Raw genomic sequence first — 16,030 nt, 5'->3', positions numbered from 1 at the left:
TGTCATGGACACGATTTTTGCTCTCGCGACGGCGCAAGGCAAGGCCGGCGTTTCCGTTATCCGTATCTCTGGCGCGCGCGCTTGGGATGCTGGTTTGGTGTTTTGCTCCAATTTGCCGTCTTCGCACAAAACTGGCCTTCGTAACCTGACTGATCTTAGCGGAGCTTTGATTGATCAGGCGTTGGTTTTGACCTTTGAGGATCGCAAAAGTTTCACGGGCGAACCAGTTGTTGAGTTTCATTTACATGGAAGTACAGCAATTGTTTCCCGCATAATGGAGCTGCTGGGAGGTGTCGAAGGCGTGCGCCCCGCAGAACCTGGCGAATTCACGCGACGCGCTTTGGAGAATGGGAAACTCGATCTCGCTCAGGTCGAAGGTCTCGCTGATCTCATTGATGCGGAAACAGAAGCGCAGCGTAAACAAGCAGTGCGCGTTCTCGCTGGGGATCTTGGTCGAACCGCTGAGATTTGGCGCAGTGATTTGATAAGAGCAGCATCGTTACTAGAAGCAACGATTGATTTCGCTGATGAAGATGTCCCTGTCGATGTCACTCCCGAAGTTCTGGAGCTGCTAGACCGTAGCCAATCAGCGATCAACAAAGAAGCAGAAGGTGTGAAAACTGCTGAACGCATTCGGACTGGCTTCGAAGTCGCGATTATTGGTGCACCTAACATTGGTAAGTCCACATTGCTCAATGCGATTGCTGGCCGCGACGCTGCGATCACTTCTGAATATGCAGGGACGACGCGGGACGTGATTGAGGTTAAGCTGGACTTGAATGGTCTGGCAGTAACAATATTGGATACCGCTGGCCTTCGCGAGACAGAGGATTTTGTAGAAAAGATCGGTATCGATCGTGCTTTGCAACGCGCCAAGGCAGCCGACCTGCGCGTTTTTCTAAAGTCTTCTGTTAATGAAAAGCTTCCAATAACACCCCAGAATGGTGATATCGAAATACTTGGAAAAGCGGATCTTTTTCAGTCACAAAGCGGGATGACCGTTTCGGGTAAGACTGGCAAGGGTGTGGATAGCCTTGTTTCAGTTATCTCGACGACATTGTTTGAAAGATCGGCTAGCGCAGGTATTGCAACGCGTGAACGGCATCGTCAGGCGTTGCTGTCTTCGGTGCAATATTTGAACGCGGCCAAAGATGGGCTAACTCTTGGCCCCGATCACTATGATCTTGTGGCTGAGGATATGCGGTCTGCTATTCGTGCTTTGAACAGCCTCATAGGTCATGTAGACGTTGAGAATCTCTTGGATGAAATTTTTTCAAGCTTCTGTCTTGGTAAGTAAGGAATGTTTCACGTGAAACAATCGCATTTTGATGTTGTCGTTATCGGTGGTGGGCACGCTGGCTGTGATGCCGCTCATGCCTCCGCTCGCATGGGTGTGAATACTGCGCTGGTCACTTTGAATCGTGATGGAATTGGCGTGATGTCATGTAACCCAGCGATTGGCGGTCTGGGTAAAGGTCATCTCGTTCGTGAGATTGATGCGCTCGATGGTGTGATGGGTCGTGTCGCTGACAAGGCTGGTATTCAATTCCGACTTCTTAATCGACGTAAGGGTCCAGCCGTCCAAGGCCCGCGAGCACAATCTGATAGAGCGATTTATCGTTCAGAAATGCTACGAGAGACTGAACAGCAGACGAATCTGAGTATTATCGAAGGTGAAGTCGTCGATTTCATCATGGACGGTTCTACAATCAAAGGCGTGATGCTGGCAGATGGCAATGAGCTATCAAGCGAAGCGGTAATCCTCACAACAGGGACATTTTTGCGCGGCGTTATTCATATAGGCGACGTCTCAAAGCCAGGTGGACGTATGGGTGACAAACCTTCTATTAAACTCGCGGAGCGGATTGATAGCTTTAATCTCCCGTTAGGGCGTTTGAAGACAGGCACGCCGCCACGATTGGATGGGCGTACAATAAACTGGGATATCCTTGAAAGTCAGCCGGGTGACAAAGATCCAGTGCTGTTTTCCTTCATGTCTTCGGGCGCTAGCGCGCCGCAAGTGAACTGTGGAATCACGCACACGAATTTGCGCACACACAAGTTGATCGAAGATAACCTCAAAAAGAGCGCTATGTACGGTGGTCATATCGATGGCATTGGCCCGCGTTATTGCCCGTCTATCGAAGATAAGATCGTGCGCTTTGCTGACAAAACGTCCCATCAAGTCTTTTTAGAGCCTGAAGGTGTCAGTGATCACACCGTTTATCCGAATGGAATTTCCACTAGCCTCCCTGAAGATGTTCAACACGCCTATGTGCAAACGATTGTGGGTTTGGAAGACGCTAAGATCATTCAACCTGGCTATGCCATTGAATACGATTACGTCGATCCGCGCGCATTAGACGCGCGTCTAAGCGTGAAGGGGTACGATGGGCTATATCTTGCGGGGCAGATCAACGGAACAACGGGTTATGAAGAGGCCGCCGCGCAAGGGCTAGTCGCCGGTCTTAACGCTGCTTTGGCAGTGCAAAATCGCGAACCTATCATATTTAGCCGGACTAACAGCTATATTGGCGTAATGATCGACGATCTGACCACACGAGGCGTGACAGAGCCGTATCGTATGTTTACTTCACGTGCGGAGTTTAGGCTTTCGTTGCGTGCCGACAATGCGGATCAACGGTTGACGCCTCTAGGCATTGAGCTTGGCTGTGTTGGAAAGACACGAGCCGATATGTTCGAGAAGAAGAAAGCATGCATCGCGGTTGTTGTGGAGACGCTGAAGTCTCGGTCATTGACACCCAAAGAGATAAACGCGGGCGGCGTTTCAGTGAACCAAGACGGTAATCGACGAGATGGCGTACAGGTTTTGGCGTTTCCTGATGTTGCTTTTGCTGACATTTTGGGACTTTTCCCAGAGTTGTCAGACACGGACAAAGAGATTGCTGAGCAAGTTGAGCGCGATGCGCTTTATTCAAACTACATTGCGCGTCAACAAAAGGATGTTGACGCTTTGAAACGTGATGAAGCGCAGGTAATTCCCGCAAACTTCGATTATGACGCCATTGATAGTTTATCAAATGAGCTAAAGTCGAAGCTTGGCCGCGTGCAACCAATGAATATTGCTCAAGCGGGACGCGTTGATGGGATGACTCCTGCAGCGTTGACACTGCTGTTAGCGAAATTGCGTCAGCGAAAGCGAGCTTAGTATGAGCGAGAGTCTTGGCAGATTGAATGTTTCACGTGAAACAATGGAGCGTCTAAAGCACTATGAATCGCTTCTGTTGAAATGGAACCCAAAGATAAATTTGGTTTCTAAAGCGACGCTCAATGACATTTGGGAGCGTCATATTTTGGATTCCGCTCAAGTTTTCCAATTGGGTGCTGAAACTACAACTAACTGGCTGGACATCGGCTCTGGTGGTGGCTTTCCTGGTATGGTTCTCGCAATTCTGTCTAAAGAACATTCACCTGATCGGCAGATAGCGCTGGTGGAGAGCGATCAACGCAAATGCGCTTTCTTGCGTACCGTCGCGCGGGAGACGGACTGCAAAGTTCAGGTCTACGCAGAACGAATTGAAAAATTGCCTCCACAAAACGCCAATGTACTCACCGCACGCGCCCTCGCAGACCTCACAAAGCTGCTAGAGTTCGCGGACTTGCATCTTGCACCGAAAGGGACGTGTCTCTTTCAAAAAGGGGCGAGTTGGGAAAAAGAACTGCAAGCCGCACAAGACTCATGGCGCTTTGAGTATGAAGCGATAAAAAGTGAAACGAGCGACGAAGCTGTCATTTTACGCATTAACGGGATTGAACATGTCTGACCCTACGCGATCTACGGATACGAAAATTGTAGCGATTGCCAACCAAAAGGGTGGCGTTGGAAAGACGACGACGACGATCAATCTTGCGGCGTCTTTGGTCGCAGAAGGCCTACGTGTCCTTATTATTGATCTTGATCCACAAGGAAATGCATCGACCGGCCTTGGAATTGAAGGAAGCGCGCGGGAATACACGACCTACGAGCTTTTGCTTGATAACGTCGCTTTGTCCGACGTTATTTTGGACACGGCAACCGATGGTTTAAAGATAGTTCCAGCAACGGTTGATCTAAGTTCTGCCGACATAGAGCTTATGTCGAATGAGAAACGCAGCTTTCTATTGCATGATGCATTGCGGCAGCCGTTGATGGACGACTACGCGTTTGACTATATCCTGATCGATTGTCCTCCTTCGTTGAATTTACTGACAGTAAACGCGATGGTCGCGTCGCACTCTGTGCTTGTCCCGTTGCAGAGCGAGTTTTTCGCGCTGGAAGGTTTGTCGCAGTTGATGCTGACAATTCGTGAAGTACGTCAAACTGCCAATCCCAACTTACGCATTGAGGGCGTTGTTTTGACTATGTTTGATGCGCGCAACAACTTGTCACAACAGGTTGAAAACGACGCTCGAGAAAATTTAGGTGATATCGTATTTCAAACGAAGATACCGCGAAATGTGCGTGTGAGCGAAGCGCCATCTTTTGCAGTGCCGGTTCTGGATTATGATCCGATGTCAAAAGGCGCGAAAGCTTACGGCGATCTTGCGCGTGAAGTTATTGCAAACAACGCTAAACTTTCGGCTTAAACGGAGACGAACATGGCAGATATGAAGAAAAACCGTGGTTTGGGTCGTGGCCTTTCGGCTTTGATGGCTGACGTCGGTCCAGAACGCACAAGCTCATCAAGTAGTTCTGCGCGCCCGGACCTGATCGTGCCGGTTGAGAAAGTCTTCCCCAACCCTGATCAGCCGCGACGGAGTTTCACGGACGAGCATCTTCGGGACCTATCAGCTTCCATCAAAGCAAAGGGCATCATTCAGCCACTTATCGTACGCAAGCGTTCGACAGGTAATGGCGAGTACGAGATTGTCGCGGGTGAACGCCGTTGGCGTGCTGCGCAGATGGCGCAATTGCATGAAATTCCTGTTCTGGTGCGCGATTTTACGGATACAGAGGTTCTGGAAGTTGCGATCATCGAGAACATTCAGCGTGCTGATCTTAACCCTGTTGAGGAAGCGGCAGGTTTTCGGCAATTGATGGATAAGTTTGGTCATACGCAGGAGAAACTTGCTGAGGAGCTGGGCAAAAGCCGTAGCCATATTGCCAATTTATTGCGTCTTTTGCATCTTCCTGCTGACGTTCAGGAACTGTTGGTTGAGGGAAAGCTCTCAGCAGGTCATGCGCGTGCTTTGATTACATCGGATGATCCATCTGGCTTAGCAAAGCAGGTTGTGGCGCAGGGCTTGTCGGTTCGCGCCACAGAAGCTTTGGCAAAGAAGAAGGATGATGGCGGATCCTCCAGTACGACGCGTTCAAAGAGCGCTGGTTCGGAAAAGGATGCAGACACTAAAGCGCTGGAAAATGACTTGTCTGCGGCTTTGGGTCTATCTGTCCAAGTTGATCACAAAGCTGGCGGGGAGTCGGGTCAGGTTACAATTAAGTACGCGTCTTTGGATCAACTAGATGAGATCTGTCGCATTCTGAGCATCAGTTAATAGATCAATTCGCCGATCACTGAATTGAGTAGTAGACGACCTTGAGGAGTGGTTCGCAGATGCGAGCCACTTTGTTCGATCAAGCCTAAGTCTGTCAGATGGGTCAAAGCGGTGGTGTCGATTTTGGCACCAGCTAGGTTCTCGAGCCGAGTTGTGTCGATACCCTCTGTGATCCGAAGACCCATGATCAAATATTCGTTCGCTTGATCTGTCCCGCTCAGAGCATCACGGATTTTCTCGCCGCGACCACGTTCCGCATTTTCGAGCCAAGCGTTTGGCATTTTGAAATGCTCCGTCGCGTATTTCACACCGTCAATTGTCAGGCGACCATGTGCACCGGGGCCGATGCCGAGGTAATCACCATAACGCCAGTAGATCAAATTGTGCCGAGATTCGGCTCCGACTTTCGCGTAGTTGGACACTTCATAGCCAAATAAACCGGCTCTCTCACAGAGCTCGTTTGTGACGTCGTACATATCTGCGGCGAGGTCCTCGACAGGAAGCCCTGTGAGACCACCTTTTTCGTATCTATCCGAAAAAGCCGTGCCTTTCTCGATAGTTAGCTGATAAAGTGACAGATGATCGATCGCCAAACAAAGGGCCTCATTCAGCTCTTTTTTCCAGTCTTCGAGCGTTTGGTCCTGCCTTGCGTAGATAAGATCAAAAGAAACTCGCTCAAAAGTTGAATGCGCGATTTCGAAGGCTTTCTTGGCTTCATCAACAGTATGGATGCGACCAAGGCGTTTGAGGTCACGATCGTTGAGCGCCTGCACCCCCATCGATATCCGCGTGACGCCGCCGTCGGCATATCCACGGAAACGGCCAGCCTCGACGGAACCGGGATTTGCTTCGAGGGTGATCTCTGGATCATTCGGCATCGGCCAATGTTTGCGAATGCGTTCGATGATCGCAGCGACGGTGTCGGGATGCATCAGGCTGGGTGTGCCGCCACCAAAGAAGACAGCGTTAACCACGCGACCAGGCAGTTCGGCAGCGGCGCGGTCGAGTTCGGCAAGATATGCGTTGAGCCAGCGACGCTCGTCTATTTCACGTGAAACATGGGAATTGAAATCGCAGTAGGGACATTTGGCTTGGCAAAAGGGCCAATGCACATAAATGCCGAAACCGCCATTTTGCCAATCAGCGCTCAAAGCAGCCCTTAACCAATTTTGCAAATGCATCGGCGCGATGACTGATTTGGTTTTTCGTTTCGAACGTCATCTCACCAAAAGTGATATCATAGCCGTCGGGCATGAACATTGGGTCATAGCCGTGGCCAACAGAACCGCGCATGGGCCAAACCAGCGTCCCGTTAACCTTCCCTACGAAGACCTCATCATGACCATCAGGCCACGCGAGCACCAAGGTAGAGCAAAAGCGCGCGCGACGGGGGTGAGGGGCGTTAACCGCTTCAAGCTTGTCGTGTGTTTTGGTCATCGCCATTACAAAGTCACGACCGTTGGGCGTTTCGGCCCAGTCGGCCGTGTAAACACCGGGTTCATTGTTCAGCGCTTCCACCTCGATGCCACTATCATCGGACAAAGCGGGCAGGCTAGTCGCCTTTACAGCGGCGTGGGCTTTGATGCGCGCGTTGCCGATGAAGTTATCTTCAGTCTCGATCGGTTCTGGCAGGTTCTTCTCCGCAGCGCCGACGACGCTTACCCCAAAAGGGGTCAGCAATTCGCGCATTTCTTCGAGCTTGCCTGCGTTGTGAGTGGCAATCAAAAGCGTGGATTCAGCGAACTTTCTGCTCATGCAGTGGCAGCCAATTGCATCGCGGAGAGTTCAGAAACACCTTTTTCAGCGAGATCGATCAGAAGGTTCATTTGATCACGTGAATATGTACTGCCCTCGGCGCTCATCTGGACTTCGATCATTTGACCGTTGGCGAGCATGATGAAGTTACCATCAACACCTGCCTCAGAATCTTCGGGGTAATCGAGATCAAGCACAGGCTGACCTGCATAGATGCCGCAAGAGATTGCAGAAACGGGGCTGACCAGCGGATCAGAGACGATATCGCCTGCTTTGATCAGCTTGTTTACGGCAAGCTTCAAAGCAACCCAACCCCCTGTGATAGAGGCGCAACGCGTACCGCCATCAGCTTGGATCACATCACAGTCGACAGTGATTTGACGTTCACCCATCGCAACGCGATCAACGCCTGCGCGCAAAGAACGCCCAATTAGTCTCTGAATTTCAACGGTACGCCCGCCTTGCTTACCCGCAGTTGCTTCACGACGCATACGCGAAGTCGTAGAGCGAGGAAGCATGCCATACTCGGCCGTAACCCACCCGAGACCGGACCCTTTGATGAAAGGCGGCACGCGGTTTTCGACAGTTGCTGTACAAAGGACATGGGTGTCACCCATTTTGATCATGCACGACCCTTCGGCGTGTTTCGTTACGTTCGTCTCGATTGAAACGGCGCGCATTTCGTCTAGTTCACGTCCTGAAGGTCGCATGAGATTATCCTTTCGATTTGGCTAGGGGATACAGGCGCGCGATAGGAGTGCGCAACCCCGATTGACCTTTGGCGCGCAGGGCGGTCTTAATACATTGGTATTATAGGTGGTGACAATGCAGGACAGTCCACAGCTTTTATCGGAAATGAATGATCGTTCGCGCGAGGTGTTTCGCCAGATTGTCGAGGGATACTTGGCGAACGGCGAACCTGTCGGATCGCGTACGTTGACGCGATCCCTGTCGGAAAAGGTGAGCGCCGCGACGATCCGCAATGTGATGCAGGATTTGGAATTTTTGGGCCTGCTCGGAAGTCCACATATCAGCGCGGGTCGCGTGCCGACGCAAAAGGGTCTGCGCATGTTCGTGGATGGCTTGTTGGAAGTGGACGATCTGAATAATGATGACCGCGATAAGATCAACTCGACCGTCGGCAATGGTTCTGACGTGGGTGATTTGTTGGATCGTGTCGGCTCTGCTTTGTCGGGTGTCACGCAAGGCGCTTCGCTTGTTTTGACGCCAAAACATGAGGCACCAATAAAGCATATTGAGTTCGTTTCCCTTTCGACGGATCGCGCACTGGTGGTTCTGGTCTTTGCCGATGGTCATGTTGAGAACCGTCTTTTCACGCCGCCGCCCGGTCAAACACCGAGCTCTATGCGTGAAGCTGCGAATTTTCTGAATGCTTTGATGGAGGGGCGCACGCTGTCTGAGTTGCAAACTGTCATGCGGCACGAAATCAAAGCGCGACGGCAAGAGATAGATAAACTTGCACGCGATTTGATCGACAGCGGATTGGCGGTTTGGCAAGACGAGGGCGAACATCACGAACGCCTTATCGTGCGCGGACGCTCTAATTTGCTTGCGGGTGAAGCGGAAGAGGAGGACTTGGAGCGTATCAGAACGCTCTTTGATGACCTTGAACGCAAGCGTGATATCGCTGATTTTCTGGAACTTACCCAAGATGGCGATGGTGTGCGCATTTTTATTGGTTCTGAGAACAAACTTTTCTCACTTTCGGGTTCCTCTTTGGTTGTTTCTCCCTATATGAACGCTGAGCGAAAAATTATTGGTGCTGTTGGTGTTATCGGTCCGACTCGTCTGAATTATGGACGGATCGTGCCGATTGTGGATTACACAGCGCAGCTGGTTGGAAAGCTGATTTCCGACCGGAGTTAGAGGGTAAAGAGATGGCAGAGCGTGATGAAGACGGCTTTCTGGATGATGTAGATGCGCTTGAGGCGGCTCTTGCGGAAGAGGAAGAGGCCGAGCCGACGGAAGAAGAGCTGGCTGCGGATGAGTTAGCGATTGTGACGGCTGAGCGTGATGAGTTCAAAGATCGCTTTATGCGGGCTTTGGCGGATGCTGAAAATTCGCGCAAGCGATCTGATCGGGACCGCCGTGAGGCCGAAAACTATGGCGGATCCAAATTGGCCCGCGACTTGTTGCCTGTGTACGACAACATGAAACGTGCTTTGGAAGCGGCAACGGATGAGCAGCGTGAAGTGTCCTCAGCGTTGATTGAAGGTGTCGAACTGACGATGCGTGAATTGGTCAACGTCTTTGGAAAGCACGGAATTGTGCCTGTTTCCCCTGAGGTTGGCGACAAATTTGATCCCAAGGTGCATCAAGCGATGTTTGAAGCGCCTGTGCCAGGAACGAAAGCGGGTGAGGTCATTCAAGTCGCAGCAGAAGGCTTTATGCTGCACGACCGCTTGCTGCGACCTGCGCAAGTCGGCGTAAGCTCAACGCCTGGTTGATGGCTTGGGATTAAGTTTATTTTGAAAGATGAAGAGGGGCGTCGCGATTAAGTTTGCGACGCCTCTTTTAGCTTGTAGATGAGGTTTAGCGCCTCTTTCGGGCTTAGGTCATCTGGGTGAATGTCTTTGAGCATGTCTACGGCCGGGGATTGTTTCGTTTGAATTGGTGGCGGCGGTGGCGTGGCTGAGAAAAGCGGTAGATCGTCAATGACGGCTTTCTGACCTCCGCCTTCACGTTCGCCTTTTTCGAGCGCATCTAAAACAATGCGCGCACGTTCAACGACCGCGGCGGGAAGGCCGGCGAGTTTGGCGACTTGGACCCCGTAACTTCTGTCTGCAGCGCCTTTGATGACTTCGTGCAAGAAGATCACATCACCCTCCCACTCGCGCACAGACACAGTGGCGTTTTCTGCGCCAGCGAGTTTGGCGGTAAGGTTGGTTAACTCGTGATAATGCGTGGCGAACAGCGCGCGGGATTTGTTTACGTCGTGAAGATGTTCGAGCGTCGCCCAAGCGATGGAAAGGCCATCGTAGGTCGCCGTGCCGCGCCCGATTTCATCGAGGATCACCAGCGCGTTTTCATCCGCTTGGTTAAGGATCGCGGCTGTTTCCACCATTTCAACCATGAAGGTAGAGCGCCCCCGCGCGAGGTCATCCGAGGCACCAACGCGGCTGAAAAGCTGACTCACGATACCAATGTGAGCGTCGCTCGCAGGGACGAAACTACCCATCTGAGCAAGGACAGCGATAAGAGCGTTCTGACGAAGAAACGTCGACTTACCCGCCATGTTTGGACCCGTGAGAAGCCAAATCGAAGCACCGTCTGACCCGTCTGAAAGATCGCAGTTGTTGGCGATAAAGGGTGTGCTGCCCTGATTGCGCAAGGCTTGCTCAACGACAGGGTGGCGCCCACCCGTCACGTGAAACATTCGGCTGTTGTCGACCTTTGGCTTGCTCCAGTCCTCTGCGCGGGCGAGAGCGGCGAGGCTGGCGCTTAAATCAATCTCTGCGAGGGCGCGCGCAGTGTTGGAAATTTCGGGCGCTTTGGCGACAATTTCTCTTGTTAGTGTCTGAAAATGACGTTTTTCAATCTCAAGAGCGCGGTCGCGGGCGTTTAGGATCTTTGTCTCGATTTCCGATAGATCAACCGTTGTAAAGCGTACTTGATTTGCGGTGGTTTGGCGATGAATGAAGGTTTCGTTCAGCGGCGCGGCGAGCATTTTTTCGGCGTGCGTTGCTGTGGTTTCAATGAAGTAGCCAAGAACATTGTTGTGCTTGATCTTGAGCGCATTGATGCCCGAGAGTTCAGAATATTGCGCCTGCATTTTGGCAATTACACTGCGTCCTTCGTCCCGAAGCGCACGGGTTTCATCAAGCTCGTCGTCAAAACCGGTGGCAATATATCCGCCATCGCGCGCGAGCACGGGCGGTTCAGCGATCAAAGCGTCGTTGAGCAGAGTGATTAGATCATCATGACCGCGCAACGCATGTGTATTTTGTGTTATCAAATCTGGCGCGCCTTCGAAGTTTGTCGCTTGGATCGCCTCGGCTTGCTCCAGACCGTTTCGAATGGCCGCGATATCGCGCGGACCACCGCGTTCGAGTGAAATGCGCGAAAGGGCGCGATCAAGGTCGGGTACTTTGCGCAAAGTTTTGCGCAGTTCTTCTGTTACGCGGGTGTTTTCATGGAACCAAGCGACTGCATAAAGGCGCGCGTGGATCGTGGCAAGGTCGCGGGATGGACTGGATAGGCGACGCTCAAGCAAGCGCCCGCCGCCAGCAGTTACGCTGCGATCGATCACAGACAATAACGTGTCTTTGCGAGTGCCGCTCAGGCTTTGTGTTAATTCCAAATTGCGACGCGTGGCGGCGTCGATCTGCATGGTCCCGCCACTGCTTTCCTTTTGTGGGGGACGCAAGAGCGGCAGCTTCCCTTTTTGCGTGATCTCTAGGTATTCAATCAGGGCGCTCATGGCGGAGATTTCGGGGCGCGTGAATTCACCAAAAGCATCGAGAGAGGCGATTTGAAACACATCGCAAATACGCTTGATGCCTTGCGTACTATCAAATGCGCCAGGCGACAAAGGAGAGATAGACGCGCCTGTTTCAGACACTAACTTAAGGGTTTCAGGCTCTGTTGTGTCAGACAGAATGACTTCGCTTGGTGCCAAGCGCGCTAACTCAGGGGACAGACGCACAGCATTGAGTGACATCACATGAAACGCGCCAGTGGACATATCGGCCCAGGCCAAAGCGCCATCGCCGCGCACATCTGCGTAGGCTGCAAGGTAGTTGTGGCGGCGCGCATCGAGCAGGCTTTCCTCGGTCAAAGTTCCGGGTGTGACAAGGCGCACAACATCGCGGCGCACAACGGATTTACCACCACGCTTCTTCGCCTCAGCCGGGCTTTCCATTTGCTCGCACACAGCAACGCGGAAACCCTTGCGGATCAGGGTTAGCAAATACCCCTCAGCCGCATGGTGCGGAACGCCGCACATTGGGATTTCAGAGCCCTCATGTTTACCACGTTTCGTTAAGGCAATATCCAAAGCTTCGGACGCGGCAACAGCGTCATCAAAGAACAGTTCGTAAAAATCACCCATGCGATAAAAGAGCAAAGCGTCGGGATAGCTTTGCTTAATCTCAAGAAATTGCGCCATCATGGGCGTCACAGTCGGTTTGGCAGTACTCATGAAAGTCCCCCGAAATTCATGCGCAGAGTAACGAGAGCAACGCGCAGGGAAAAGGTGAAAACAGTCAAACTGTTGAGCGCAGAGATTGCATGGGATATGAGGCGGAAACTCCATAGGGAATGAATAGAAATGTCCAAGCAGAAAATCACCGACGAAGACGCGCTTTCGTTCCATTTGGAGCCAACGCCGGGCAAGTTTGAAATCAGTGCGACGGTTCCAATGACGACGCAGCGCGACTTGTCCTTGGCCTACTCGCCGGGCGTTGCTGTGCCGTGTTTGGCCATCGCCGAGAACCCCGAGTTGGCGTATGATTATACCAACAAGGGCAACCTTGTTGCGGTAATCTCCAACGGTACGGCGGTTTTGGGTCTGGGCAATCTGGGTGCTTTGGGCTCCAAGCCTGTAATGGAAGGCAAGGCAGTCCTGTTCAAGCGTTTCGCTGACGTGAACTCCATCGATATCGAGTTGGATACGGAAGACCCTGATGCCTTTTGTAATGCGGTCAGGTTAATGGGCCCGACCTTTGGCGGCATTAACCTTGAGGATATCAAGGCACCGGAATGTTTCATCATCGAGCAGCGCCTCAAGGAAGAAATGGACATTCCCGTCTTTCATGACGATCAACATGGCACGGCTGTTATTTGCGCGGCTGGTTTGTTGAATGCGCTGCACTTGAGCGGCAAGAAAATTGAAGATGTGAAGATCGTTCTCAACGGTGCTGGCGCCGCTGGCATCGCGTGTATCGAGCTTTTGAAATCAATGGGTGCGAAGCATAGCAATTGTGTCGTTTGCGATACGAAAGGTGTGATTTATCAAGGTCGTACCGAAGGTATGAACCAATGGAAATCAGCGCACGCGATTACGACAGAGTTGCGTACCTTGGACGAAGCCATGAAAGGTGCTGACGTATTTTTAGGCGTGTCGGTTAAGGGCGCTGTAACGCAGGACATGGTTATCAGCATGGCGGATAATCCTGTTATTTTCGCAATGGCCAACCCTGATCCAGAGATCACGCCGGAAGAAGCACATGAGGTTCGCGCCGATGCTATCGTCGCGACGGGTCGTAGCGATTATCCTAATCAGGTTAACAACGTGCTTGGTTTTCCCTATCTTTTCCGCGGTGCATTAGACATTCATGCGCGTGCAATTAACGATGAAATGAAAATCGCTTGCGCCCATGCTCTTGCCAATCTCGCACGTGAAGATGTGCCGGATGAAGTCGCGTTGGCTTATGGTAAAAACCTGGCTTTTGGGCGTGACTACATCATCCCTACACCGTTTGACCCGCGTTTGATTCACCGCATCCCGCCAGCTGTTGCGCGGGCAGGCATGAAGACGGGTGTTGCGCGCCGGCCGATTATTGACATGGATGCGTATGAGCTGTCGCTCAAGACGCGGATGGACCCAACAGCGAGCATTTTGCGTGGCATCAATGCGCGCGCGCGCTCCGCTCAGGCGCGTATGATCTTCGCAGAAGGGGACGATCCGCGCGTGCTACGTGCTGCCGTGATGTATCAGCGCAATGGCCTTGGAAAAGCATTGGTTGTTGGCCGTTCGAACGATGTGAAGGCCAAGCTGGAAGAAGCTGGCTTGGGGGACGCGTTCCGCGAATTAGAGATCGTCAACGCTGCAAACACGCAACATTTGAGTGTCTACAAAGACTACCTTTACGAGCGTTTGCAGCGCAAAGGCTATGACAGTGTCGATGTGCACAGGCTTGCGACTCGTGACCGCCACGTGTTTTCCGCACTTATGTTGGCGCATGGGCATGGCGATGGTTTGGTCACTGGCGCGACGCGAAAATCTGCGCATGTTCTCGAGCTTGTTAACCATGTGTTTGACGCTGATGCGGCGCACGGAGCCGTGGGCGTAACGGCGCTACTGCACAAAGGTCGTATCGTTCTGATGGCTGATACGCTGGTGCATGAATGGCCCGATGAAAATGATTTGGCGACAATTGCGGAACGCGGCGCTGATGTCGCGCGCCATTTGGGTCTGGAGCCGCGCGTTGCTTTCGTGAGTTTCTCGACATTCGGTTATCCTGTCTCAGAACGTGCGGAAAAGATGCATATCGCGCCAAGCGTTCTTAAGGCGCGCGGCGTTGATTTCGAGTACGAGGGCGAAATGACCGTCGATGTTGCCTTGAATGCGAAGTCGGCAGAGCAATATCCGTTCTCGCGGCTGAGCGGTCCTGCGAATATTCTCGTCGTTCCTGCGCGTCACTCGGCGAGCATTTCTGTGAAGTTGATGCAAGAACTTGCTGGTGCCACGGTCATCGGACCTATCTTGAGTGGTATTGATAAATCCATTCAGATTTGTTCGACGAATTCGACAGCGAACGACATTTTGAACATGGCTGTGCTGGCGTCTTGTAAGGTTGGTTAACGCAGAAAGAGGCGTCGAATGACGATTTTTAATCTCGGCTCTATCAATGCTGACCACGTCTACCGCGTCCCGCATTTGCCGGGGCCGGGCGAAACACTTGCTGCGACTTCGATGCAAACAGGATTGGGCGGTAAAGGCGCAAACATGTCTGTCGCTGCCGCGCGTGCGGGCAGTCATGTGGCGCATATTGGTGCGATTGGATCTGACGGTATTTGGGCTCGAAATCGACTGTTAGAGTATGGTGTAGACACGCGTCACATTGCTGAGTTGGATGTGCCAACAGGGCACGCGATTATCAATGTTGATGATGCGGGCGAGAATGCGATCACCCTGTTTGCAGGTGCCAATCAGGCAATATCAGAAGATAGTGTTGCCAATGTGTTAAGCACTGGTAGCACTGGCGATATTCTCGTCACGCAAAATGAGACCAATGCACAAAGTGTTGCCGCAAAAGTAGGCTCTAAACTAGGCTTTCGTGTCTGCTATGCAGCGGCTCCCTTTGACGCGGGAGCGGTGAAAGTAGTGCTGCCTTACCTTGATTTTCTGATCCTAAATGCTGTTGAAGCGAAACAGTTAGAGCAAGCGCTGGGCGTATCCATTGAAGAGTTGGATGTGGCCGATATCATCATCACCCTAGGGTCAGATGGTGCGCGTTGGATCAGTGAAGGTGTTGATCAGCATTTTGCAGCGATCAAAGTTGATCCGGTTGATACAACTGGCGCGGGCGATACGTTTACTGGTTATGTTCTGGCTGGGTTGGATCGTGGATTGACGATGGGGCAATCCATTTCGCTCGCAATGCGCGCCGCCGCATTGATGGTTATGCGTATGGGAACTGCTGATGTGATCCCCGACCTCAAAGAGGTCGAGGCATTTTCTGGTATCTAGTGAGACACGAAGGGTGCATCTTTGCCCCAAAGCTGTTTTACGCGCGCGTCACGCCCGCAGCCTTTGCGGTAGCGTTTATAAGCATCTGACTGCTTCACTGCACCAAACCGAGTGAGCACGCGTTTGGTACCTTTGTAATAATCTTGGTGGTAGTCTTCGGCATTGTAAAACTGAGTTGCTTGGAGAATTGGCGTTACAATTTTTTGACCCAACGCATTCTGCGCCGCTTGCTTGGCTGCCTTGGCAGATGCGTTTTGTGCATTGTTATACACAGAGTCTTCGAGCACCCGACTTTTGACGGGTTGACGTCTGACCGTAGAACGATTCAGCTAACCGCATGATCCG

Annotated in this window: 13 protein-coding genes and 1 pseudogene; 9 read left to right on the top strand and 5 right to left on the bottom strand. The window is 52.0% G+C overall.

Annotated features, from left to right (window positions below; translation table 11 throughout):
• Positions 1 to 4: 4 nt before the first annotated feature.
• Genes mnmE through PFRI_RS10965 form a run of 5 tightly spaced genes read left to right on the top strand, consistent with a single transcriptional unit; the run spans position 5 to position 5,496 of the window.
• A complete protein-coding gene (gene mnmE / locus PFRI_RS10985) occupies positions 5 to 1,297 on the top strand; it encodes a tRNA uridine-5-carboxymethylaminomethyl(34) synthesis GTPase MnmE (RefSeq protein WP_072630753.1) in 1,293 nt (430 codons plus the stop codon).
• 3 nt (positions 1,298 to 1,300) lie between these two features.
• Positions 1,301 to 3,169 (top strand): tRNA uridine-5-carboxymethylaminomethyl(34) synthesis enzyme MnmG, encoded by a 1,869-nt coding sequence (gene mnmG / locus PFRI_RS10980; protein WP_072630752.1) that lies wholly within the window; start codon positions 1,301 to 1,303, stop codon positions 3,167 to 3,169.
• A 1-nt stretch (position 3,170) separates the two neighbouring features.
• A complete protein-coding gene (gene rsmG, locus PFRI_RS10975) occupies positions 3,171 to 3,785 on the top strand; it encodes a 16S rRNA (guanine(527)-N(7))-methyltransferase RsmG (protein WP_072630751.1) in 615 nt (204 codons plus the stop codon).
• Positions 3,778 to 4,587, top strand: a complete 810-nt coding sequence (locus PFRI_RS10970; RefSeq protein ID WP_072630750.1) for a ParA family protein — start codon at positions 3,778 to 3,780, stop codon at positions 4,585 to 4,587. The genes rsmG and PFRI_RS10970 overlap by 8 nt, the downstream gene beginning before the upstream one ends.
• Positions 4,588 to 4,599: 12 nt before the next feature.
• Positions 4,600 to 5,496: a ParB/RepB/Spo0J family partition protein gene (locus PFRI_RS10965; RefSeq protein WP_072630749.1), complete on the top strand. Its 897-nt coding sequence runs from the start codon at positions 4,600 to 4,602 to the stop codon at positions 5,494 to 5,496.
• Here PFRI_RS10965 and hemW read toward each other — a convergent pair.
• The 3 genes from hemW to rph are packed head-to-tail and all read right to left on the bottom strand — an operon-like array spanning position 5,493 to position 7,961.
• A complete protein-coding gene (gene hemW / locus PFRI_RS10960; protein ID WP_072630748.1) occupies positions 5,493 to 6,677 on the bottom strand; it encodes a radical SAM family heme chaperone HemW in 1,185 nt (394 codons plus the stop codon). The two genes, PFRI_RS10965 and hemW, sit on opposite strands and share 4 nt — an antisense overlap.
• Positions 6,637 to 7,251, bottom strand: coding sequence for an RdgB/HAM1 family non-canonical purine NTP pyrophosphatase (gene rdgB / locus PFRI_RS10955; protein WP_072630747.1), 615 nt, complete (start codon positions 7,249 to 7,251; stop codon positions 6,637 to 6,639). The genes hemW and rdgB overlap by 41 nt, the downstream gene beginning before the upstream one ends.
• Positions 7,248 to 7,961 (bottom strand): ribonuclease PH, encoded by a 714-nt coding sequence (gene rph / locus PFRI_RS10950; protein WP_072630746.1) that lies wholly within the window; start codon positions 7,959 to 7,961, stop codon positions 7,248 to 7,250. Before rph ends, rdgB begins: the two co-directional genes overlap by 4 nt.
• 115 nt (positions 7,962 to 8,076) lie before the next feature.
• Between rph and hrcA the strand changes: the two genes are divergently transcribed.
• Entirely contained in the window at positions 8,077 to 9,138 is a 1,062-nt protein-coding gene (gene hrcA / locus PFRI_RS10945; RefSeq protein ID WP_072630745.1) for a heat-inducible transcriptional repressor HrcA, read from the top strand.
• Between the two features lie 11 nt (positions 9,139 to 9,149).
• A complete protein-coding gene (locus tag PFRI_RS10940) occupies positions 9,150 to 9,719 on the top strand; it encodes a nucleotide exchange factor GrpE (protein ID WP_072630744.1) in 570 nt (189 codons plus the stop codon).
• Positions 9,720 to 9,766: 47 nt separating this feature from the next.
• On the opposite strand, the gene mutS is transcribed toward PFRI_RS10940, so the two are convergent.
• A complete protein-coding gene (mutS, locus tag PFRI_RS10935) occupies positions 9,767 to 12,412 on the bottom strand; it encodes a DNA mismatch repair protein MutS (RefSeq protein WP_425439466.1) in 2,646 nt (881 codons plus the stop codon).
• Positions 12,413 to 12,541: 129 nt separating this feature from the next.
• On the opposite strand from mutS, the gene PFRI_RS10930 reads away from it, so the two are divergent.
• Together PFRI_RS10930 and PFRI_RS10925 are read left to right on the top strand one after the other, a co-directional pair.
• On the top strand, positions 12,542 to 14,797 hold the full coding sequence (locus PFRI_RS10930) for an NADP-dependent malic enzyme (protein WP_072630743.1): 2,256 nt from the start codon (positions 12,542 to 12,544) through the stop codon (positions 14,795 to 14,797).
• An 18-nt stretch (positions 14,798 to 14,815) separates the two neighbouring features.
• Positions 14,816 to 15,685, top strand: coding sequence for a ribokinase (locus PFRI_RS10925; protein WP_072630742.1), 870 nt, complete (start codon positions 14,816 to 14,818; stop codon positions 15,683 to 15,685).
• Here PFRI_RS10925 and PFRI_RS10920 read toward each other — a convergent pair.
• A pseudogene (locus PFRI_RS10920) lies at positions 15,682 to 15,942 on the bottom strand (peptide-methionine (S)-S-oxide reductase); the annotation flags it as partial. The gene PFRI_RS10925 and the pseudogene PFRI_RS10920 overlap by 4 nt on opposite strands.
• Positions 15,943 to 16,030: the final 88 nt, after the last annotated feature.

The organism is Planktotalea frisia, assembly GCF_001890925.1.
GTDB lineage: Bacteria > Pseudomonadota > Alphaproteobacteria > Rhodobacterales > Rhodobacteraceae > Planktotalea > Planktotalea frisia.
This window is presented reverse-complemented; position numbering and strand designations above follow the sequence as displayed.